The sequence below is a fragment of the Streptomyces sp. NPDC030296 genome (genome assembly GCF_055572815.1).
In genome coordinates, this window is the sequence record NZ_JBVICQ010000006.1 from 277,719 (window position 1) to 297,499 (window position 19,781).

The following is a 19,781-nucleotide window of genomic DNA, read 5'->3' on the forward strand; positions in this document are numbered from 1 at the left end:
TATCTGTGTATGGACATGGCCCGCCGACGGAACGTTCCGTCGGCGGGCCACGCAGGGGCGTAAACAAGTCATGTGTCACACGTGTCAGTGAAACTTCCCGGTGAATCGGGATGGACCGGGCGTCATTGAGCGATCTCGGCCTCCTTCCGGCCGCTCCGGCGCGATTCCGGGCCGCTCCGGTTCGAAGTCAGTGGATGATCCCGGTCCGCAGGGCCACCGCGACCATTCCGGCGCGGTCACCGGTGCCGAGCTTGCGGGCGATACGGGCGAGGTGGCTCTTGACGGTGAGCGCGGACAGGCCCATCGACACGCCGATCGCCTTGTTCGACTGGCCCTCCGCGACCAGACGCAGCACCTCGACCTCGCGGCCCGACAGCTCCCGGTAGCCGCCCGGGTGGCTCGGGGCACCCGGGGGGCGGCGGTGCATACGGGCGGCGGTGCCGAGGGGGGCGGCGCCGGGACGGGTGGGCAGTCCGATGTTGGTGCGGGTGCCGGTGACGACGTATCCCTTCACGCCGCCCGCGAGGGCGTTGCGGACGGCGCCGATGTCGTCGGCGGCGGAGAGCGCGAGGCCGTTGGGCCAGCCCGCGGCTCGGGTCTCGGAGAGGAGGGTCAGGCCGGAGCCGTCCGGCAGGTGGACGTCTGCCACGCAGATGTCGCGGGGGTTGCCGATGCGGGGACGGGCCTCGGCGATGGACGAGGCCTCGATGACATCGCGGACACCGAGGGCCCACAGGTGCCGGGTGACGGTCGACCGGACACGTGGATCGGCCACCACCACCATCGCGGTCGGCTTGTTCGGACGGTAGGCGACCAGGCTTGCGGGCTGCTCGAGGAGAACGGACACCAGGCCTCCTGGGGTGCGGGACGAGGGGGCCGGTTCGCTGGGCTCGTGGGGTCGAAGCCGGGACGAACCGTGCTTTCAAGGTCACAGAGGTCTTCGGCATCAAACCTCTGCTCCTTTAGAGAATGATCACGATTTGGTGAGTAACAATCCGTGCAATTCGGACACGCCTTCGATCATTCGAAGACCGAACGGTGTCGCTTCCCGTCGATACGAGGCCGAAAGTGGCCGTATCGACAAAGTGATGGTTTCGATCGGCGTGGCGACGCGCGCAAGAAAAGGACCGTGCCCCTCAGGGCACGGTCCTCGGACGGCGGCGGATCTCAGCGTGACTGGGGCCCCCGCCGCTGCGGCAGCGTCACCACGGCGGCGTCCCCCGGATCGACGGCGGGCGGCAGCCCGGCGACCTGGGCGAGCAGATCGCACCAGGACGCGAGGTGCGCCGCGGTGTCCGGGACACCGCCCAGCACCTCCCGCGGGGTCCAGGACGCCCGGATCTCGATCTGGGAGGCGGCGGGCCGTGCCGCCAGCCCGCCGAAGTAGTGCGAGCCGGCCCGGGTCACCGTCCCGCTCGGCTCGCCGTACGACAGTCCACGCGTCTGCAGCGCGCCGGTCAGCCAGGACCAGCACACCTCGGGCAGCAGCGGGTCCGCGGCCATCTCCGCCTCCAGCTCCGCGCGGACCAGTGTCACCAGCCGGAAGGACCCCTGCCAGGCGTCGTGGCCCGCCGGGTCGTACAGCAGGACGAGACGGCCGTCGGCCAGGTCCTCGTCGCCCTCGACGACCGCGGCCTCCAGGGCGTACGCGTAGGGGGCGAGCCGCTGCGGCGGCCGGGTGGGCTCGATCTCGATCTCCGGCCGCAGGCGTGTGGCCCTCAGCGCGTCCACCGCGGAGCGGAACGGCAACGGGGCCGTCCCGCCCGCATCGCGCTCCCCCTCCTTCGCGTCGTCCATTCCGCCAGCGTCGTCCGACAGTCGTCCCTGAGCCGCAGCCATGCCGGAACAGTAAGGGGAACGGAGCCCCGGCGCAGGGCAAGACACCCGTGCGCTCGGTCACGGTCGGATCGCGCTCAGCGAACGCGGCCGGGCAGCGACCCGGCGGAGGTGGCCGGAAATATTCGGTGCCCCGCGTTGTCCACAGCCCGGGCCGTCCCTGTCAAGCAGGCGTGGGAGACTTTGCCTCGTGAGTGCCAACGCCAGCCCCTCGGGCCACCAGCCGACCGCCACGTATGACTCCGCCTTCCTCAAGGCGTGCAGGCGCGAGCCCGTGCCGCACACGCCGGTGTGGTTCATGCGGCAGGCCGGGCGCTCGCTGCCGGAGTACCTGAAGGTGCGCGAGGGCATCCCGATGCTGGAGTCGTGCATGCGGCCCGAGCTGGTCACGGAGATCACCCTCCAGCCGGTCCGCCGCCACCACGTGGACGCGGCGATCTACTTCAGCGACATCGTCGTCCCGCTCAAGGCCATCGGCATCGACCTCGACATCAAGCCAGGCGTCGGCCCGGTCGTCGAGCACCCGATCCGCAGTCGCGCCGACCTCGACCGGCTGCGCGACCTGACCCCCGAGGACGTCTCGTACGTCACCGAGGCGATCAAGCTGCTCACCGCCGAGCTGGGCGGGACCCCGCTCATCGGCTTCGCCGGCGCCCCCTTCACCCTGGCCAGCTACCTCGTCGAGGGCGGCCCCTCCCGCACGTACGAGAACGCCAAGGCGATGATGTACGGCGACCCGGAGCTCTGGGCCGACCTGCTCGACCGGCTGGCCGAGATCACCGCCGCGTTCCTCCGCGTCCAGATCGAGGCCGGCGCCTCCGCCGTCCAGCTGTTCGACTCCTGGGCTGGCGCGCTCGCCCCCGCCGACTACCGCCGCTCGGTGCTGCCCGCCTCCGCGAAGGTCTTCGGCGCCGTCGCCGGATACGGCGTCCCGCGCATCCACTTCGGCGTCGGCACCGGCGAGCTGCTGGGCCTCATGGGCGAGGCGGGCGCGGACGTCGTCGGCGTCGACTGGCGCGTCCCGCTCGACGAGGCCGCCCGCCGCGTCGGCCCCGGCAAGGCGCTCCAGGGCAACCTCGACCCGACGGTCCTGTTCGCCGGCCCCGAGGCCGTCAGGACCAAGACCCGCGAGGTGCTCGACTCGGCCGCCGGGCTGGAGGGCCATGTCTTCAACCTGGGCCACGGCGTCCTGCCCTCCACCGACCCCGACGCGCTGACCCGCCTCGTGGAGTACGTCCACGAGCAGACCGCCCGCTAGGGAGTGTTGCCAAGTCCCGTCTGCCCGGCGGCGCCGGGCAGGTGAGGCGCCGCTATGAGGCGCTCAGGGAAGCGTCCTTCTCGCGCTCGCGCCGCTCGTGTGCACGCGCCCGGTCCACCTTGCGGAAGGGCGCGTCCACGGCCGCTCGCCATACCAGTTCGAACGGCCCCTGCCGGAAGCGCCGCAGCCCCAGGGACGCGGCGAGCATCAGCAGGCCGCTGATCCCGGCCCAGGCGGGATCGTCCCGACGCTGCCCAACGGCCCCAGGGCAAGACCCCATCCGCTGAAGAGGACCAGGGCGACGACGTTCCGCAGCATGTAGCACGACAGCGCGGCCCTGCCGACGTCGGCCAACCGGCGGGCGAGGAACCCGGAGCCGCCGCGGCGCCGACTCTGCTCGACGGCATCCGTGCCGTCGCCCGCGGCAATGGCTTCGTCTCGCCCGGACCGACCAGGAGACTGATCGCCCGGGTGTCCGGCGTGGGCGGCGGCCCGTGCGCGCTGCCCGCGGAGTTGACACCGCGTGAGCATGACGTACTGGTCCTGCTCGGGCACGCCCTCAGCAATACGCAGATCGCCCGCAGACTGCACATCGAGGAGAGCACCGTGAAGTCCCACGTGCACAACGTGCTCACCAAGCTGGGCGCCCGCACCCGTGTGCAGGCGGCACTCATCGCGAGCCGGGCCGGGCTCCTGGACGGGCCGACTCCGTAACCGACCCACCGACCCACCGACCCACCGGCCCACCCACCGGACCGGCGACCGGTGGCGTCCCGGGCCGACCCGATCGTGCTCACCAGTGCGGCCGGGCGTGCCGTCCGAGGAGCAGGCCGCGTGGTTCCGGCGGCGGCGTGGTCCCGGCGCGCAGCGGCCAGGCGATGAGCGTGCCCGCGAGGAAGCCGACGATGTGCGCCGCGTACGCCACGGTGCCGGTACCGGAGACGCCCTCCCCGGACGAGTAGACCGCCTGGAGCCCGAACCAGGAGCCGAGCACGATCCAGGCCGGCAGGCGCAGCGGCAGGAACAGCAGGAACGGCACGAGGATCCAGACCCTGACCCTCGGATACAGGACCAGATAGGCGCCCAGCACCCCGGCGATCGCTCCGGACGCGCCGATCAGCGGGTCCGACGAGGTGTCGTTGAGGTAGGCGAAGGCGTACGTCGCCGCGTAGCCGCAGGCGACGTAGAAGAGGAGGAACCTGAGTGCCCCAGCCGGTCCTCGACGTTGTTGCCGAAGATCAGCAGGAACAGTAGGTTGCCCAGCAGATGCAGCCAGCCGCCGTGCAGGAACAGCGCGGTGAGGACGGACAGCGCGGGCGACTTGTCGTAGCCCGGCGCGCCCACGAGGCAGCCGCCCGTGCGGGGATCGACCGCGCCCGTGGGCACCAGCTGAGGCAGTTGATTGTGGATCAACTCGCGTGGCACCGCCGCGTAGTGCTCGACGAACGCCTGGAGATGGCACAGCTGGGCCGGACCGCTGTCACCGGCCGTCGAACCGGCGAGGCCGGGCATGAAGAGGAAGACGAAGGCGTTCGCGGCGATCAGTGTGTACGTCACGTAGGGCGTGCCGCGAACGGGGTTCACGTCGTGCACGGGGATGACCACAAGGATCGTGTGCCCGCGATACGGGGCCGGAACCGGCCCGCGCCCGCGTAGGCGCACCCGGCCGTCGGACGGGTGAACGCTCGTGCACGGTGGTGCGTATGTGTCCTCAACCGCGGATCTACGTGAGGAACAGGCGATGAACGACCGAGTCACTCCTTCGATGCACGCCACCCCCGACGGTGAGGCGGAACTGTCCCTGGTGGTGAAGCTCACCTGGGAAGACGTGGCCGCGCTCGGCCAGGAGGCCGGGCGGCTGTCCGCGCGGATGCAGCGACCGGTGACGCTGGACGAGGTGGTGAGCCACCGGCTGCGGTCGGTGCGGGCGACCGCGGCGCACGCCAAGCCGGCGACGCCGCCCACGGCCCCCGCCGCGGTGACCTCCTCCGCGTCCGTGTCGTCGCTGCCGTCGCGTCCGGGCACGGACCAGGCGATGCAGGCCATCGACCGGATCAGCGGGACCTCGTCGGCCGTCTAGTCAGGGTGTGCGCGGTTTCCCGCGCACCCGACAGGACCAGGCGCCCGACCGCAGGCCTAGGCGTCCGACCTCACCGCCGTCACCGCCTTTCTCGCCGCCACCAGAACCGGGTCCCAGACCGGCGAGAAGGGCGGGGCGTAGCCCAGGTCCAGGGCTGTCATCTGTTCGACCGTCATGCCCGCCGTCAGCGCCACGGCGGCGATGTCGACGCGTTTGCCCGCCCCCTCCCGGCCGACGATCTGCACACCCAGGAGGCGGCCCGTGCGGCGTTCGGCGAGCATCTTGACCGTCATGAGGGCGGCGCCCGGGTAGTAGCCGGCGCGGCTGGTCGACTCGATGGTGACGGCCACGAACTGGAGGCCCGCGCGGCGGGCGTCCTTCTCGCGCAGGCCCGTGCGGGCGATCTCCAGGTCGCAGACCTTGCTGACGGCGGTGCCGACGACGCCGGGGAACGTGGCGTAGCCGCCGCCGACGTTCGCGCCGATGACCTGCCCGTGCTTGTTGGCGTGGGTGCCCAGGGGGATGTGCCGTTCACGGCCGGAGACCAGATCGAGGACCTCCACGCAGTCGCCGCCCGCCCAGATGTCGTCGTGGCCGCGGACCCGCATCGACAGATCGGTCAGCAGGCCGCCGTGGTCGCCGACGGGCAGGCCCGCCGTCCGCGCCAGCTCCGTCTCGGGGCGCACCCCGATACCGAGGACCACGACGTCCGCCGGGTACTCGGCGTCGTCCGTGGCGACCGCGCGGACCCTGCCGTCGTCGCCCGTGAGGAACTTGGTGACCTCGGAGTCGTCGACCATGGTGATGCCCATGCCCTCCATGGCCCGATGCACCAGGCGGCCCATGTCCGGGTCCAGCGTCGACATCGGCTCCTTGCCGCGGTTGACGACCGTGACCTCGTACCCCAGGTTGATGAGCGCCTCCGCCATCTCCACGCCGATGTAGCCGGCGCCGACGACCACCGCGCGGCGTCCCTCGGTGGCGGCGAGCGTGTCGAGGAGGGCCTGCCCGTCGTCCAGGTTCTGCACCCCGTGCACCCCGGGGGCGTCGACGCCGGGCAGGTCGGGGCGGATCGGGCGGGCCCCGGTCGCGATCACGAGCTTGTCGTACGGCGTCCAGTACGTGTCGCCGGTGTCCAGCTCACGCGCGCGGACGCGCCTGCCCTCGACGTCGATCTCCACGACCTCCGTGCGCATCCGGAGATCGATGTCGCGGGCCCGGTGCTCCTCGGGTGAGCGGGCGACGAGCCGGTCCCGCTCGGGGACGTCGCCGCCGACCCAGTACGGGATGCCGCACGCCGAGTACGAGGTGAAGTGGCTCCGCTCGAACGCCACGATCTCCAACTCGTCGGCCCCTCTCAGCCGGCGTGCCTGCGACGCGGCGGACATGCCCGCCGCGTCGCCCCCGACGACGACCAGGCGTTCCCTCGAACGTTCCGTACGGCTCATGTTCATGGGAACACGCTACGACCGCCCCGCATTTCAGCTCTCGTCGCCGCCTTCCGGCTCGGCGGTCGGGGCGGCGGCGGCCGGGGCGGGGCGCCGCGAACGGCCGAAGAAGCGGAACCACAGCAGCAGGACGAGGGCCGTGGCCGCCGCGAACGGCAGGATCGCGGCGAGCGCCATGCCGAGCCAGCGGAACACCGCGACGAACGCGTTCCAGCCGCCCGCCAGCGCGTCCACGAACCCCGGCTCGTCGTCCTTGTCTGCCTTCTTCACCGCGGTCTGCGACAGCGACAACTTGACGGTCGCGAGGCTCGTGCGGTCCTTCAGGGACTTCTGCCGGGCGAGCAGCGACTCCAGGTCCGCCTGGCGCGTGCTCAACTCCCCCTCCAGCGTGACCACATCGCTGATCTTGGTCGCCCGGTCCATCAGCTCACGGATACGGGCCACACTCGCGCGCTGCGTCGTGATGCGGCTCTCCACGTCCACGACCTGCTCGGTGACGTCCTCCGCCTTGGCCTTGCGCTCGATCAGCCTGCCGGTGCCCGCCAGCGCGGTGAGGACCTCCTCGTACTTCTCGGTGGGCACCCGCAGCACCACCCGCGTGCGCTCACGGCCCTTGCCGTCGCGGGTCGTGGACTCGTCGCCCACGTACCCGCCCGCGTTCTCGGTGACCGTCCGCGCCTCGTCCAGCGCCTTCGGTACGTCCTGCACCCGCACGGTCAGGCTCGCGGTACGGATGACGTGGCTCGGTCCGAGCTTCGGCGCGGTGTCGGCGGACTGGTCCTTCGTCGAGCCGCCGCCGCTCTCGGTGTCCACGCCGCTCCCGGTGTCCAGCGCCCCCTTCTGCCGGGACGCGGCGCCGGCCTTGCTGTCGGAGGTCGTCGTGCCGCCCGAACTGTCGTCGTTGGCGCCGCACCCGGTGAGCGCCAGCGCGGCGGCGAGGAACAGGGCGGCGAAGGCCCCTGCGGGCCGTCGGGACCGTCGTACGTGTGTCTGAGCCATGGCGGCGTACCCCCGGGAGTCGTGTCCTGCTTCCTGATGACGCTCCTTCGACGCCGGAGGGCGGCGGAACGTTGGCGCGCGGTGGTCCCGAAGCGGTCACGGTCGGGACTCGGCGGGGCCACACGGCCCTACCAGGGCCGTCGGGGGCGTCTGAGAAGGTGGACCCATGAGCGGATCACGTCCGGAAGCCGGACATGTCGTCGTCGTCGGAGCCGGGATCGCGGGGCTGGCCGCCGCGCACGGACTGCTGGAAAGGGGCGCCGGGGTGACCGTCCTGGAGGCCTCGGACCGGGTCGGCGGCAAGCTGCTGCCCGGCGAGATCGCGGGCGCGCGGGTCGACCTCGGCGCCGAGTCCCTGCTGGCGCGCCGCCCGGAGGCGGTCGCCCTCGCCCGGGAGGTCGGACTCGCCGACCGGCTCCAGCCGCCCGCCACCGCCACCGCCTCCCTGTGGACCCGGGGCGCGCTGCGCCCCATGCCGAAGGGCCACGTCATGGGCGTCCCCGGCACCGCCTCCGCGCTCTCCGGGGTGCTGTCCGACGAGGGCCTCGCCCGTGTCGAGCGCGACGCGGACCTGCCCCGCACCGAGGTCGGCGACGACGTGGCGGTGGGGGAGTACGTGGCGGCCCGCGTCGGCAGGGAGGTCGTGGACCGCCTGGTGGAGCCGCTGCTCGGCGGCGTCTACGCGGGCGACGCGTACCGCATCTCGATGCGCTCGGCCGTCCCGCAGCTCTACCAGGCCGCCCGGACCCACACCTCCCTCACCGAGGCCGTCCGCGAGATCCAGGCCCGCGCGGCCGCCGCGCGGCAGACCGGCCCCGTCTTCATGGGCATCGAGGGCGGCGTGGGCCAACTGCCCCTCGCCGTCGCGGAGTCTGTGCGGGCCCGCGGCGCCGAGATCCTCACCCGCAGCCCCGTCACCGAGCTGCGCCGCGAGAGCACCGGCGGCTGGCGCGTCACCACCGGCGACCGGGTGCTGCACGCCGACGCCGTCGTCGTCGCGGCCCCCGCCCCCGTCGCCGCGGACCTGCTGCGCGCCGAGGCACCCGAGGCCGCCGCCGAACTCGCCGGCGTCGAGTACGCCTCGATGGCCCTCGTCACCCTCGCCTACCGCCGCGCCGACGTCACCCTCCCCGAGGGCAGCGGCTTCCTGGTGCCGCCGGTCGACGGGCGCACCATCAAGGCGTCCACCTTCGCCTCCCAGAAGTGGGGCTGGATCGCCGAGCAGAACCCCGACCTGCTGATCCTGCGCACCTCCGTGGGCCGCCACGGCGAGACGGAGATCCTGGAGCACGAGGACGCCCACCTCGTCGACGTCTCCCGCCACGACCTGCGCGAGGCCACCGGCCTGATCGCCGACCCCGTCGAGACCCGCGTCACCCGCTGGGACGACGGCCTGCCGCAGTACCCGGTCGGCCACCACGCGCGCGTGGCCCGCGTCCGGGAGCACCTCGGCAAGCTGCCCGGTCTCGCCGTCTGCGGCGCGGCGTACGACGGTGTCGGCGTCCCGGCCTGCGTCGCGAGCGCGGCCGCCGCCGTCGACCAGATCCACGGTGACCTGCGCGCTGTGCAGGACCTCACGGCCAACCCGGTGCAGAGCCTGCACGGCGGAGCGGGAGAATGAGTTCCATGAGCGACGACGCCCCCACCAACGAGTCCGGCCGCGTCCCCAACAAGGGCAAGCTGGCCAAGGACCTCAACGAGGTCATCCGTTACACGCTGTGGTCCGTCTTCAAGCTGAAGGACGTGCTCCCGGAGGACCGCACCGGTTACGCCGACGAGGTCCAGGAGCTGTTCGACCAGCTCGCCGCGAAGGACGTCACCGTGCGCGGCACGTACGACCTGTCGGGCCTGCGCGCCGACGCCGACCTCATGATCTGGTGGCACGCGGAGACCAGCGACCAGCTCCAGGAGGCGTACAACCTCTTCCGCCGCACCCGGCTGGGCCGCGCCCTCACGCCGGTGTGGTCGAACATGGCGCTGCACCGCCCCGCCGAGTTCAACCGCTCCCACATCCCGGCCTTCCTCGCCGACGAGACGCCCCGCGACTACGTCAGCGTGTACCCGTTCGTGCGCTCCTACGACTGGTACCTGCTGCCGGACGAGGACCGCCGCCGGATGCTCGCCGACCACGGCAAGATGGCCCGCGGTTTCCCCGACGTCCGTGCCAACACGGTCGCCTCGTTCTCGCTGGGCGACTACGAGTGGATCCTGGCGTTCGAGGCCAACGAGCTCTACCGCATCGTCGACCTCATGCGCCACCTGCGTGCCTCCGAGGCCCGGATGCACGTCCGCGAGGAGGTCCCGTTCTACACCGGCCGCCGCAAGTCGGTCGCGGAACTGGTCGAGGGCCTGGCGTAACGCCTACCCGCGCCCCGTGAGGGGCGCGGGGAGCCGAGCGGCCGACGCGGCCCCGGCCGGCCGCTCGGCGGACGGTGCGCTCGCCGACCGTGCGGTGGCGGGCTTAGGCTCCGGGCGCCCCGCGCAGGCCGCCCGCCCGTCGGGCGCCCGGCCCTTCAGCAGATACGCCTCCAGATGCGCGTTGACGCACGTGTTGGGGCCGCCCGCGACACCGTGGCTCCCGGCGTTCCGCTCGGTCACCAGCACCGATCCCGAGAGCCGCCGGTGCAACGAGATCGCCCCCTCGTAGGGCGCGGCCGCGTCCCGCTCCGCCGCGAGGATCAACGTCGGCGGCAGCTCACCGGGCCCGGTGCGCACATCCAGGGGACGCTGCCGGGGCGCCGGCCAGTACGCGCACGGCAGGTTCGTCCACACGTTGTCCCATGTCTCGAAGGGCGCCGTCCGGGCGAGCCGGGTGTTGTCGCGGTCCCAGACCCGGAAGTCCGTCGGCCAGGGCCCGTCGTTGCACTCGACGGCCGTGTACACCGCGTGCGCGTTCTCCTGCTCGACGGCCGCCTCCGGGTACGGCCCGGCCAGCTGGATCAGCGGTTTCGGGTCTCCCCGCAGATACGCGGAGAGCGCGAGCGCGCGCTGCGGCCAGTAGTCGTCGTAGTACGCGGCCTGGAGGAACGTGCTCCGCAACTGCCCCGGCCCCACCTTCCCGCCGGCCGGCCGCACGGCCAGGCGGGCGGCGGCGCGCTCGTAGCCGCGCAGCACCTTCTGGGCGGTGTTCCCCAGCCGGTACACCTCGTGGTGCTTGGCGACCCACCGCCGGAAGTCCGCCCAGCGTCCCTCGAACGCCGCCGACTGGTCGAGGTTGTTGCGGTACCAGATCCGCTCGGGGTCCGGGTTCACCGCCGAGTCGAAGACCATCCGGCGCACCCGCGAGGGGAACAGCGTCGCGTACAGCGCCCCGAAGTAGGTGCCGTACGACGCCCCCATGAACGTCAGCCGGTGCTCGCCGAGCGCGGCGCGCAGCACGTCGAGGTCGCGGGCGTTGTTGAGCGAGTGGTAGTGCCGCAGCGCGCTTCCGGCCCGCTGCGCGCACCCGCGCGCGTACGCCTTCGCCCGCGCGATCCGCTGCTTCTTGTACGCCGCCGAGGGGTGCGTCGGCGCGGGGGAGGGGCCCTGGTGCAGCCGCTTCGGGTCCTGGCAGGACAGCGGCGCCGACCGCCCGACGCCGCGCGGCGCGTACCCGACGAGGTCGTAGGCCGCCGCGATCCGCTTCCACTGCGGCAGGACCCCGATGAGCGGGAAGTACATCCCGGAGCCGCCGGGCCCGCCGGGGTTGAACACCAGCGCCCCTTGGCGGGGGACCTTTCCCTTGCCCCTGGCCTCGACCCGGCTGACCGTGAGGGAGATCTGCCTGCCGAAGGGCCGGGTGTAGTCGAGCGGCACCTTGACCGTCCCGCACCGCAGCCCGTCCGGCAGCCCCTCCTCCGCCGGGCACGTCCCGAACCGGATGCCCTCCTCCGCCGCCCGCCGGGCCGCGGCCTCCACTCCCACGACCGCGGTCGTCCCACCCGCCGCCGGCGCGGCGGCGACACCGCTCAGCAGCACCGCCCCGACCGTCCCGTAGAGCACGGCAGCTCGCATCGCGTATCCCTCCGAAGCACGACAGCAACAAAAGGGATGTTTCGTTCGGAAGGGGGTGATGTAAAGCACCGACCGCCGGTGTCGTGGTCCGGGCGTCGGAGGTCCTAGCCCTCGTCCTCCGCGCGCGGGCCCGTCGCCGCCGGGGGGAGGGAGTAGCGCTCGGAGGGCGAGGTCGTCGGGGAAGGGGTCACCGGGATCGGGGAGCCGGGGTCGCTCAGCGGGCCGGGCGGGGCCGGGGAGTTGGTGATGGGCGGGGGGCTCGCGGCGGCCGCCTCCCGGGCGATCGCGTCGTAGTCGACGAGCCCCGTGGCCTCCAGGACCTTGATGTGGTCGAGGACGGTGGTGTTGGCGTCGTCGGCGAGGTCGCGGACCAGCGAGTTGCGGGTGGTGGCGCGGACCTGGGCGACGACGGAGAACACCTTGCCGTGGGCCGTCCGCAGGATGTTCGCGAACTCCCGGTCGTACTGCTCGCCCCGCGCCGTGTCCAGCGTGCTCAGCCACGCCTTCTGCTGGTCGTTCGGCTGGTTGGGCAGGGCCAGCCCGAGCCGGGCGGCGACATTGCGGACCCGGGCGTCGAGGAAGGTGTGCCCCTCGACGAGGTGCTCGCCGGCCGTCCGTACGGCCTCGGTGGTGCCCTTCGTCTGGGCCTGCTGACCGGCGGGCAGCTCCCACAGCCCCGCCAGCCGGACCTTGGTGATGAACTCCCGGTCCAGCCCGGACAGCGCGCCGTACCGCGTCGTCACCGTGGACGCGTTCAGGGTGTCGACGCCGGTGCCCGAGCGGTCGCTGTACGACCAGACCGGGAAGATCAGTGCCAGGAGCGTCGCCGTCAGCCCGGCGACGATGAGCCCTGTTCCATTGAGCAGTCCTCTGCTGCGTCTGTCGGATCGCATGGTGCCTCCTGCTCGCGGCACCGCACGCATGTGCGTTTCGGGTGCGGATTGGCCTACGGAACGGCATGTTACTGCCCGGTCCGCACCAACTGCCGTACGAGGAGGAAGGGTTGAGGACGGTACAAATCGCCCCGGATGGGATGCCCGGGGTGCTGGACAGGTCCGGTGAAAGCGGAGTGAATGGGGCGTGAAACCCGTGTGCGGGACATGGGTTTGTTAATCGCAGCACACCGGGGGCGCGCGAGAGGCCGCCTCGCTCCCGGGAGCGGGGCGGCGCGGGGGCGCACGGCGGTCAACGGCGCAGCAGCACCCTGCGGGTCGCACGGGCCAGCCGCGCCGTCGGGCGCCGGGACAGGGGTGCCGGGCCGGAGCGCTCCAGCCACCACTCGCGCAGCGCACGGCGGGTACCCGCGTCCTCGACCCGGTCGCCCAGCAGCAGGTGCTCGGCGAAGGACAGCGCGTCGCGCCGGTAGCCGTCGGTCATCGGGTGGCCCTGCGCGTACGCCACGAACGCCGGCCGGTACGACGTGCCCAGGATCACCGGCAGCTCCGGCGCGACCTTCCCCACGACGTCCGCCCGCTTGGCCGCGAGTGCCCGGGACTGCACCCCGAGCCGCACCCGGTCGAACCCCTCGGGCACCGGTGTCCCCGCGACCAGTGCCGACAACAGCGCGGCCTGGGCCAGCCCGAGCCGCTGCCGGGCGACCGGCTCACCCTCGCCACCGGGCGCCTCCTCGGCGGACGTGACCGGCTCGGCCGCCGCGGCGGGCCCGGCCGTGGACCCGGCCGAGGTGGCCCGTGCGGTGGCCGGTGTCGTGGCCGGCTCCTGCGACGCGGGCGCTCCGCCCTGCGCCCCGGCGGTCTTCAGCACCCCCCGGATCGCGTCCAGCTCGCGCTCCAGCTCGGCCGGCTCCGGGAAGTTCTCGTCGCGCTCCAGGAGGACACCCGGCGGGGCCACCCGCGAGGCGAGCTCGGCGAGGACGTCGAGGACCTGCGGGGGGACGGGGTGGGCGTGGCTGTCGTGCCAGACGCCGTCCCGCTCGAAACCGCCCGCGACATGGACGTACGCGATGGCCTCGACCGGCAGCTCGTCCAGCGCCTTCGCGGGGTCCTCGCCCCGGTTGACGTGGTTGGTGTGGAGGTTCGCCACGTCGATCAGGAGCCGGACCCCGGTGCGGTCGACGAGGTCGTACAGGAACTGCCCCTCCGTCATCTCCTCGCCCGGCCAGTTGATCAGCGCCGCGATGTTCTCCAGGGCAAGCGGCACCGGCAGCGCGTCCTGGGCGATCCGTACGTTCTCGCACAGCACGTCCAACGCGTCCCGGGTGCGCGGCACCGGCAGCAGATGCCCGGCCTCCAGCCGCGGCGACGCGGTGAGGGCGCCCCCTGCCCGGACGAACGCGATGTGCTCGGTGACGAGGGGCGCGCCCAGGGCCTCCGCGCGCTCGGCGAGGTTGCGCAGCCGCTCCTCGTCGGGGCGGTCGGCGCCGCCGAGGCCGAGCGAGACGCCGTGCGGCACGACCGTGACGCCCCGCTCGCGCAGCCGCAGCAGCGACTCGGGGAGGTGGCCGGGGCAGACGTTCTCCGCGACGACCTCGACCCAGTCGACGCCGCCGGCCGACCCGGCCATGCGCTCGACGGCGTCCTCGATCTCCGGACGCCATCCGATTCCCGTACCCAGCTGCCTGATCCGCTCCATCGTCCCCTCCTCGGCCACGGCTGCACCCAGACCCTGTGTTCGTCTCCTTACGACGGACCTGTGTTCCGGCGTGACGGAGTCATGGCCCCGTCGCCCGGAGCCGAACCCCGAGAAGGGGACCTTCAGAGCAACATTTGAGCTTTCGGCGGCTACTGGATCGCCGGTTCGCCCTGGTCCTTGTTCAGCTCCTCCGGGTCGGGGCGGCCGGTGGGGACGAGGCCGGGCGTGGTCGGCGAGGGGGTCGACTTCACATCGGGGTTGGTCGACGGCTCCGCGGCGGGCGCGGGCTGCACGATCTGCCCCGGCACCGGCGGCGGCGGGCCGGTCGGGCTCGCCGTACCGCTGACCGAGTTGTCGGCGATCTGAGCGAAGTCGATCTCCCCGGTCGCCTCCAGGATCGTGATGTGGTCGAGCACGGTCTGGTTGGCGTCGGAGGCCAGCTGGCGGACCAGGGTGTTGCGGGTCTGGTTCCGCACGGCGGCGATGGCCGGGAAGATCTTGCCGTGCGCGGCCCGCAGCAGGTTCGCCCAGGTCTTGTTGTACTCGGCCTCGGTCTTGGCGGCGGTCATCTCGTCCAGCCAGCCCTGCTGCTGGGCGTTGGGCTGGTTCGGCAGCTCGACACCCAGCTTCGCCGCGATGATCCGGGACCGCTTGTCCAGGTCGGTGTGACCCTTGATCAGGTGGTCCGCGGCCTCCCTGACGGACTTGCTGCCGCTGCGCTCCAGGGCCTGCTGGCCGGCCGGCAGCTCCCACAGGCCGGCGAGCCGCACCCGGATGATGAGGTCGCGGTCGGTGGGGGTGAGCGGACCCCACTGCGTGGTCACCGTGTCACCGGTGGGCACGGCCGCGGCGGCGGCCGCGTTGCGGTTGGGGTACGAGTAGAACACGGGGTAGGCGACCGCACTGACTGTGCCGACGATCGCCACGGCGACGAGGACAGAGCCCTTGGAGCGTCGCAAAGGTGCCTCCCGGAGGAAACCAACTGGTCGTTGGGGACTGAAGTGGTGCTGGGCGTGGAGTGGGGGTGGGGGCCGTCCGGACCCCACCGCTCGGCGGCGGGCCGACTGCCACGGGTACGTACGCAGTACGTACCGCGGGCGTCAGATCGTGCCGTTGGCGATGGCGTCGAAGTCGACCTGGCCGGTCTTCTCCAGCATCGTGATGTGGTCGAGCACGGTCTGGTTGGTGTCCGAGGCCAGCTGGCGCACCAGCGTGTTCTCGGTCATGTTCCGCACCGTGCCGATGGCCGGGAAGATCTTGCCGTGGGCCGAGCGCAGCAGATTCGCCCAGACGCGGTCGTACTGGTCGTCGGTGGCGTTGGACATCTGCTGCAGGAAGCCCTGCTGCTGGGCGTTCGGCTGGTTCGGCAGTTCGACGTTCAGCTGCTCCGCCACGGCCCGCACCCGCTGGTCGAGATCCTTGTGACCCACGATCAGATGGTCCGCGGCCTCCTTGACGGCCGGGCTCTTCGACCGCTGCATCGCCTGCTCGGCGGCGGGCAGCTCCCACAGTCCCGCCAGCCGCACCCTGATGATCAGGTCACGGTCGGCGGCCGTCAGCGGCCCCCACTGGGTGTTGACCGTGCTGGCCGCCATGTTGGCCTGAGCAGTGCCCGAGCGGTCGGCGTAGGACCAGACGGGGAACGCAAGCGCTCCGACGGTGACGACGAGCGCCAGGCTGGCGATGACCGAGCCATTGATACGCCGCAAAATGAGCCTCCCGGGTAATGCCAACTGGTCGTTGGGGCAGTTGCTTGGCCAGTACCGGGAAGTACGTGCGGGGTGCCGCTGTTGTTCAACGACCTTCGAACCGGCTGAGGACCAGTGGGTCGGGTGGGTCGGACGCGACGGGCGCCGGGCGGTGGCCCTGTGGCTGGGCGAGGTTCCCCAGGGAGGCCCCTTCCGTGGCGCACCGGTCGGCGATGCCGGCGGTCAGGGCGCCGAACCGCTCGGCATCCCCGTCCCGGGCGGCGGCGAACAGCCCCTGGAGAGCGGCGGCGAGCGGGGCGTCGCCCGCCCGTAGGGCGTGCTGCACCGCTTCGTAGAGCCGGGCGTTGGCCTCGGCCGGGCCGGCGGCTCCAAGGAACGCATCGAACTCCCGGCAGGCCGCCGCCGAGGACCCCACGGCACCGGTGTCGGACGCCTGTCCGAGGGGACCGACGAGGAGCGCGAACGCCACTACGGCGGCCGTCGGCACACAGGCCAGGGCGATGGTGAGCCGCCGGTCGAGCTGTGGGGCCCACGGCATGGACGGTGCGGGTCGTACGGGTGGTACGCGCAGAGGCGGCGCGACGCGGGGACGTTCGCCCCGGAGGTGGGTGAGGGAACGGGTGACCGCCGCGCCCGCGAGTGCGCAGAGGAACCCGCCGGCCAGGATCCGCAGCAGCATGTCGCGGATCAGGGGCAGTGGAAGGTCCAGTGCGCACCGGCCCGGAACGATGGCGAGAGTGTCGGTGCAGCCGGCCAGGACGACCCCGCCGAAGAACACCGCGGTCAGCAGGCAGCCGGTCACAAAGGCGGTCAGCAGGGCGAACGGGATCGCGAGGTGGTCGCCGCGGCGTACTCGGACCGTGACGGCGGCGGCGATCCCCTGGAACAGCATCGCGGCGCCGATCTGCCAGTACGTGAACGCCAGCGGGAAACCGTCCTGTCCGCGCACCTCCTGGCTCACGCCCTCATGCAGCAGCCCCCGTTCCAGGAGCTGGAACCACGCGAACGCGGCGGCTGTCGCCGTGCTCGTCAGCAGTACGTGCCGGGCCCACCCCGTGTCGTACGAAGGCGGGCGGCGCCACGGCGCGGCGACCGGGAACAGCCACACCGCGACCAGTGCCATGACGAGCGGGGTCCACTGGGTGAACCGGAGCGTCAACGGGTGTTCCACGAGGGCCCACAGCCAGTAGGGCCCCACCGGTGCCGAGGCGTCGGCCAGGGCGTACAGCTCCCGGGCGGAGTCGTGGAGGGGGCCCAGTCGGTCGCCGGCGTCGTACAGCAGCATCCATCCGCTCAGGAGCACCGCCAACGGGAGCGCGGCGGCGAGCAGTCCGGCCTGCCAGGCCCTGCTCGGCGCCCGCTCGCCGGTGGTGTGCCAGAGCAGCGCCGACCGTGCGATCCACGCCGACAGCGCCACCATGAGCGCGCACAGCGCGAGGGACCACAGGACGGCCGCCGGCCCCGGAACAAGGGGACGGTCCGTCAGGACGATGCCGTTCTGGGGCGCGAGCGGCACACCCACGACCAGCCCGAGACCGAGGCCCACCGCAGGCAGCAGGACCGCCCGGGCGCCGCCGCCGAACAGGGCGGCGCGCCAGACGCCCAGTCCGATCACGGCGAGGGCGGCGGGTGCGCACAGCAGCACGATCGTCCAGCGCGCGTCGAGGGCGTCGAGCCGGTTGAACATGAGCCACAGCAGGGTGAGCAGTCCGCTCGCGGCGACCGAGACGGCCAGCCCCGCGGCGAAGCACTCGGTGAAGCGGAGCCGGAACAACTCCCGCGGTCGCCCGATCTCGGCGGCCCGTGAGGCTGCCGACGGATGCAGGGCGAGTGGCCCCAGACGCCACCAGGACGCGGGTCGGCCGCCCTCGGTACCGACCACGTCCAGCAGCCCCGGCCCCGCGCCCCACGCGGCAGCCCGCACATCGGCGCCGTACTCACGCATCCGCAGCACGGATGTGCAGGTCACCCCGACGAGGGCCACGAGCACCAGGGAACGCCACGTCACCGCCAGGACGTTGTCGGCCGGTGTGGCGATCAGCGCGACGGCGAGCGGCAGCAGTCCGGTGGGGACGAAGGCCAGGGCCAGGGCGACGGTGAGGTAGGTGACGTCGACGTCCTTGTTGCGCAGGTGCGCCAGTTCGTGCAGGACGACGGCACGGGCGCGCTGCGGGGCGAGGCCGAATGCGGTCATCGTGCCCTGGCTCAGCGCCACGCGGTACCGGCCGCCCCGGCCGAAGGTGTACGCGTCCACCTTGCGGTCGTCCAGGCCGCTCACCCAGAACTCCGGGGGCCGGGACAGGCCGGCCTCCCGGCACAGCGAGTGCAACAGCGCCAGCAGCGGGGCGTGGTCGGGGTCGTGAGGTGACAGTGGCTCCAACTGCCTGCGACGGGTCAGGTACCCGGGCAGCAGGATGAAGATCACCGCCGCCGTCGACACCAGCAGCACGATCCCGCCGAGCACCCACCACGCCTTCTCCCGCTCGTACGGGGCGATGCAGGCCAGGAAGCCCTGGGAGTACGCAAGGGCGTCCGTCGCGGGTGACTGCCCCCGTGGGGCCGCCGCGCACCGCTGGTAGACGGCCACGGCACGGTCGGCGTCGGGCGAGAGGGTGAAGTAGAGCAGGTTGTGGACGAAGGCCGTCGTCCCCAGGAGAGCGGTGACGACGAGCGCCAAGCGGAATGTGTGGCCGCTGGGTAACGCGAACGGGTCGGGCGAGGCGGACGGATCGGGCGAGGCGGACGACACCGGGGCCTCCGGCGGGTCACCGGCGGACGCGGGCCGCGCCCGCGAGGGCGTCCGCCAGCAACCGGGCCTGACTCTCCTCGAGTTCGGCTCTCAACGCGGTGCGGTACGCCTCCTCGCGCAGCCACTCCACCTGGTCGGGGGTCAGTGCGCTGTCCGTCCCGGTGTCGACTTCGCCGCCGCCCCGTCCGAACAGGCCGCCGAGCCAGGTCCGTACGGCGGTGCCGCTGCCGTCGGCGAGGTTCGCGGCGAACGCTCCGATGAACGAGGAGAGCGCGCCCTGCACCATCGCGAGGGCGAACGGAGTGAGCAGTACGACGACCTCGGCGCCGCCGGCGCCCAGCATGCTCTCCTTCGATCCGCCGCCGTCGCCCGCCGCCGCTCTCAGTGTTCCGGCGGGATCCCGGAAATAGGCGCGGCTGTTCATTCCGAAGACGACCATCTCCTGCGGTGCGACTTCGGAAACCACGATCCGGGTCACCTGACGCACCAGATCCTCGTCCACCGCCGTGAAGTGATCACTCATGGCCGCCCCTTCCTCTGCTGAATGCGGACTAGCTGATCTGGCGCATGTAACTCACGCCGTCCAACATGAGGGTTTCGAATGCGTAGCCGTATTCATTTCCGATGTCGGGACGCTCGATGTACCAGCTCTCGTAGATGATCGGCCCACCCGGGACGTAGAGGGTCATCCGTGAGTCCTCCACGACCGCCGGTCCGTCCAGCACCTGGCCGTTGTTGTACGACAGGCTCACGGTGCCGTCGCCGAAGAAGGCGATCTTGTCGACCCGGGCCGAGCCCTGTCCGTCGCCGTCCCACTCGCCCACCAGTTCTGAGGGAACCTCCCCGGTGATGGACTCTTCCGGGGGAGGGCTTGCGGCCGTGGTCTCCACGGGCACGTTGACCGATGATCCCGCATTGTCGTCCCCGGAACCACCGCCGGACGACCTGTCGTCACCGCATCCGCTGAGCAGAAGTGCGAGCAGAAGGGCGAGCAACAGAGCGAGCGGTGCGGGAATCGCCGAGATCCGGGAAAAGGAAATTTTGATGACGCCCCCCCGATGCGTCAGGCCCGATGCGGGCGGAATGCTGACGATGCCCGGTTTCTATTCCACTCGGG

At 72.2% G+C, this 19,781-nt stretch carries 19 protein-coding genes and 1 pseudogene; 5 read left to right on the top strand and 15 right to left on the bottom strand.

From position 1 onward, the window contains the following. Nucleotides 1–187 precede the first annotated feature (187 nt). Nucleotides 188–847 carry a helix-turn-helix transcriptional regulator gene (locus ACZ4Z3_RS19395; protein WP_468502127.1) on the bottom strand — a complete coding sequence of 220 codons (660 nt, stop codon included), beginning with the start codon at nucleotides 845–847 and terminating at the stop codon, nucleotides 188–190. Between the two features lie 320 nt (nucleotides 848–1,167). Next, the gene (locus ACZ4Z3_RS19400) at nucleotides 1,168–1,797 is read right to left on the bottom strand and encodes a DUF3000 domain-containing protein (protein ID WP_468502128.1); all 630 of its coding nucleotides are present in this window, start codon (nucleotides 1,795–1,797) and stop codon (nucleotides 1,168–1,170) included. Between the two features lie 229 nt (nucleotides 1,798–2,026). On the opposite strand from ACZ4Z3_RS19400, the gene hemE reads away from it, so the two are divergent. Then, the gene (gene hemE / locus ACZ4Z3_RS19405) at nucleotides 2,027–3,094 is read left to right on the top strand and encodes a uroporphyrinogen decarboxylase (RefSeq protein WP_468502129.1); all 1,068 of its coding nucleotides are present in this window, start codon (nucleotides 2,027–2,029) and stop codon (nucleotides 3,092–3,094) included. Nucleotides 3,095–3,146: 52 nt separating this feature from the next. Here the strand turns inward: hemE and ACZ4Z3_RS19410 are convergent, their stop codons facing one another. Next, the gene (locus tag ACZ4Z3_RS19410; protein WP_468502130.1) at nucleotides 3,147–3,302 is read right to left on the bottom strand and encodes a hypothetical protein; all 156 of its coding nucleotides are present in this window, start codon (nucleotides 3,300–3,302) and stop codon (nucleotides 3,147–3,149) included. Then, nucleotides 3,302–3,625, bottom strand: a complete 324-nt coding sequence (locus tag ACZ4Z3_RS19415) for a DUF418 domain-containing protein (protein ID WP_468502131.1) — start codon at nucleotides 3,623–3,625, stop codon at nucleotides 3,302–3,304. Before ACZ4Z3_RS19415 ends, ACZ4Z3_RS19410 begins: the two co-directional genes overlap by 1 nt. On the opposite strand from ACZ4Z3_RS19415, the gene ACZ4Z3_RS19420 reads away from it, so the two are divergent. Then, nucleotides 3,566–3,808, top strand: coding sequence for a response regulator transcription factor (locus tag ACZ4Z3_RS19420; protein ID WP_468502132.1), 243 nt, complete (start codon nucleotides 3,566–3,568; stop codon nucleotides 3,806–3,808). The two genes, ACZ4Z3_RS19415 and ACZ4Z3_RS19420, sit on opposite strands and share 60 nt — an antisense overlap. 79 nt (nucleotides 3,809–3,887) lie before the next feature. Here the strand turns inward: ACZ4Z3_RS19420 and ACZ4Z3_RS19425 are convergent. Next, a pseudogene (locus ACZ4Z3_RS19425) lies at nucleotides 3,888–4,699 on the bottom strand (rhomboid family intramembrane serine protease). Between the two features lie 136 nt (nucleotides 4,700–4,835). On the opposite strand from ACZ4Z3_RS19425, the gene ACZ4Z3_RS19430 reads away from it, so the two are divergent. Beyond that, complete coding sequence (locus ACZ4Z3_RS19430) at nucleotides 4,836–5,174, top strand: hypothetical protein (protein WP_468502133.1); 339 nt, start codon at nucleotides 4,836–4,838, stop codon at nucleotides 5,172–5,174. A gap of 56 nt (nucleotides 5,175–5,230) precedes the next feature. On the opposite strand, the gene ACZ4Z3_RS19435 is transcribed toward ACZ4Z3_RS19430, so the two are convergent. Further along, nucleotides 5,231–6,628, bottom strand: a complete 1,398-nt coding sequence (locus ACZ4Z3_RS19435; RefSeq protein ID WP_468502134.1) for an FAD-dependent oxidoreductase — start codon at nucleotides 6,626–6,628, stop codon at nucleotides 5,231–5,233. 27 nt (nucleotides 6,629–6,655) lie between these two features. Beyond that, nucleotides 6,656–7,621 carry a DUF4349 domain-containing protein gene (locus ACZ4Z3_RS19440; RefSeq protein WP_468502135.1) on the bottom strand — a complete coding sequence of 322 codons (966 nt, stop codon included), beginning with the start codon at nucleotides 7,619–7,621 and terminating at the stop codon, nucleotides 6,656–6,658. 166 nt (nucleotides 7,622–7,787) lie between these two features. Between ACZ4Z3_RS19440 and hemG the strand changes: the two genes are divergently transcribed. Continuing rightward, nucleotides 7,788–9,242, top strand: coding sequence for a protoporphyrinogen oxidase (gene hemG, locus ACZ4Z3_RS19445; RefSeq protein WP_468502136.1), 1,455 nt, complete (start codon nucleotides 7,788–7,790; stop codon nucleotides 9,240–9,242). Nucleotides 9,243–9,247: 5 nt separating this feature from the next. Then, a complete protein-coding gene (gene hemQ, locus ACZ4Z3_RS19450) occupies nucleotides 9,248–9,979 on the top strand; it encodes a hydrogen peroxide-dependent heme synthase (RefSeq protein WP_468502137.1) in 732 nt (243 codons plus the stop codon). A 3-nt stretch (nucleotides 9,980–9,982) separates the two neighbouring features. Here hemQ and ACZ4Z3_RS19455 read toward each other — a convergent pair whose 3' ends face one another. The 8 genes from ACZ4Z3_RS19455 to ACZ4Z3_RS19490 form a co-directional block, all read right to left on the bottom strand. Beyond that, nucleotides 9,983–11,614 carry an alpha/beta hydrolase gene (locus ACZ4Z3_RS19455; RefSeq protein WP_468502138.1) on the bottom strand — a complete coding sequence of 544 codons (1,632 nt, stop codon included), beginning with the start codon at nucleotides 11,612–11,614 and terminating at the stop codon, nucleotides 9,983–9,985. Nucleotides 11,615–11,718: 104 nt separating this feature from the next. Further along, the gene (locus ACZ4Z3_RS19460; protein WP_468502139.1) at nucleotides 11,719–12,507 is read right to left on the bottom strand and encodes a DUF4142 domain-containing protein; all 789 of its coding nucleotides are present in this window, start codon (nucleotides 12,505–12,507) and stop codon (nucleotides 11,719–11,721) included. 292 nt (nucleotides 12,508–12,799) lie between these two features. Next, the gene (locus tag ACZ4Z3_RS19465; protein WP_468502140.1) at nucleotides 12,800–14,206 is read right to left on the bottom strand and encodes an MbnB/TglH/ChrH family RiPP precursor modification enzyme; all 1,407 of its coding nucleotides are present in this window, start codon (nucleotides 14,204–14,206) and stop codon (nucleotides 12,800–12,802) included. Nucleotides 14,207–14,355: 149 nt separating this feature from the next. Beyond that, nucleotides 14,356–15,165 carry a DUF4142 domain-containing protein gene (locus ACZ4Z3_RS19470; RefSeq protein ID WP_468502141.1) on the bottom strand — a complete coding sequence of 270 codons (810 nt, stop codon included), beginning with the start codon at nucleotides 15,163–15,165 and terminating at the stop codon, nucleotides 14,356–14,358. A gap of 141 nt (nucleotides 15,166–15,306) precedes the next feature. Continuing rightward, nucleotides 15,307–15,915 carry a DUF4142 domain-containing protein gene (locus ACZ4Z3_RS19475; RefSeq protein WP_468502142.1) on the bottom strand — a complete coding sequence of 203 codons (609 nt, stop codon included), beginning with the start codon at nucleotides 15,913–15,915 and terminating at the stop codon, nucleotides 15,307–15,309. Nucleotides 15,916–16,000: 85 nt separating this feature from the next. Further along, nucleotides 16,001–18,592: a M48 family metalloprotease gene (locus ACZ4Z3_RS19480; RefSeq protein ID WP_468502143.1), complete on the bottom strand. Its 2,592-nt coding sequence runs from the start codon at nucleotides 18,590–18,592 to the stop codon at nucleotides 16,001–16,003. A gap of 88 nt (nucleotides 18,593–18,680) precedes the next feature. Continuing rightward, nucleotides 18,681–19,187: a hypothetical protein gene (locus tag ACZ4Z3_RS19485; RefSeq protein ID WP_468502144.1), complete on the bottom strand. Its 507-nt coding sequence runs from the start codon at nucleotides 19,185–19,187 to the stop codon at nucleotides 18,681–18,683. A gap of 28 nt (nucleotides 19,188–19,215) precedes the next feature. After that, a complete protein-coding gene (locus ACZ4Z3_RS19490) occupies nucleotides 19,216–19,560 on the bottom strand; it encodes a hypothetical protein (protein ID WP_468502145.1) in 345 nt (114 codons plus the stop codon). Between the last annotated feature and the right edge of the window lie 221 nt (nucleotides 19,561–19,781).

Bases quoted from the DNA above. Each gene is read 5' to 3' on its own strand.
- ACZ4Z3_RS19410 (WP_468502130.1), bottom strand. From the start codon at position 3,302: ATGCTCGCCGCGTCCCTGGGGCTGCGGCGCTTCCGGCAGGGGCCGTTC.
- ACZ4Z3_RS19415 (WP_468502131.1), bottom strand. From the start codon at position 3,625: ATGCTCACGCGGTGTCAACTCCGCGGGCAGCGCGCACGGGCCGCCGCC.
- ACZ4Z3_RS19435 (WP_468502134.1), bottom strand. From the start codon at position 6,628: ATGAACATGAGCCGTACGGAACGTTCGAGGGAACGCCTGGTCGTCGTC.
- ACZ4Z3_RS19430 (WP_468502133.1), top strand. From the start codon at position 4,836: ATGAACGACCGAGTCACTCCTTCGATGCACGCCACCCCCGACGGTGAG.
- ACZ4Z3_RS19465 (WP_468502140.1), bottom strand. From the start codon at position 14,206: ATGGAGCGGATCAGGCAGCTGGGTACGGGAATCGGATGGCGTCCGGAG.
- ACZ4Z3_RS19485 (WP_468502144.1), bottom strand. From the start codon at position 19,187: ATGAGTGATCACTTCACGGCGGTGGACGAGGATCTGGTGCGTCAGGTG.
- hemQ (WP_468502137.1), top strand. From the start codon at position 9,248: ATGAGCGACGACGCCCCCACCAACGAGTCCGGCCGCGTCCCCAACAAG.
- ACZ4Z3_RS19460 (WP_468502139.1), bottom strand. From the start codon at position 12,507: ATGCGATCCGACAGACGCAGCAGAGGACTGCTCAATGGAACAGGGCTC.
- hemG (WP_468502136.1), top strand. From the start codon at position 7,788: ATGAGCGGATCACGTCCGGAAGCCGGACATGTCGTCGTCGTCGGAGCC.
- ACZ4Z3_RS19400 (WP_468502128.1), bottom strand. From the start codon at position 1,797: ATGGACGACGCGAAGGAGGGGGAGCGCGATGCGGGCGGGACGGCCCCG.
- ACZ4Z3_RS19440 (WP_468502135.1), bottom strand. From the start codon at position 7,621: ATGGCTCAGACACACGTACGACGGTCCCGACGGCCCGCAGGGGCCTTC.
- ACZ4Z3_RS19455 (WP_468502138.1), bottom strand. From the start codon at position 11,614: ATGCGAGCTGCCGTGCTCTACGGGACGGTCGGGGCGGTGCTGCTGAGC.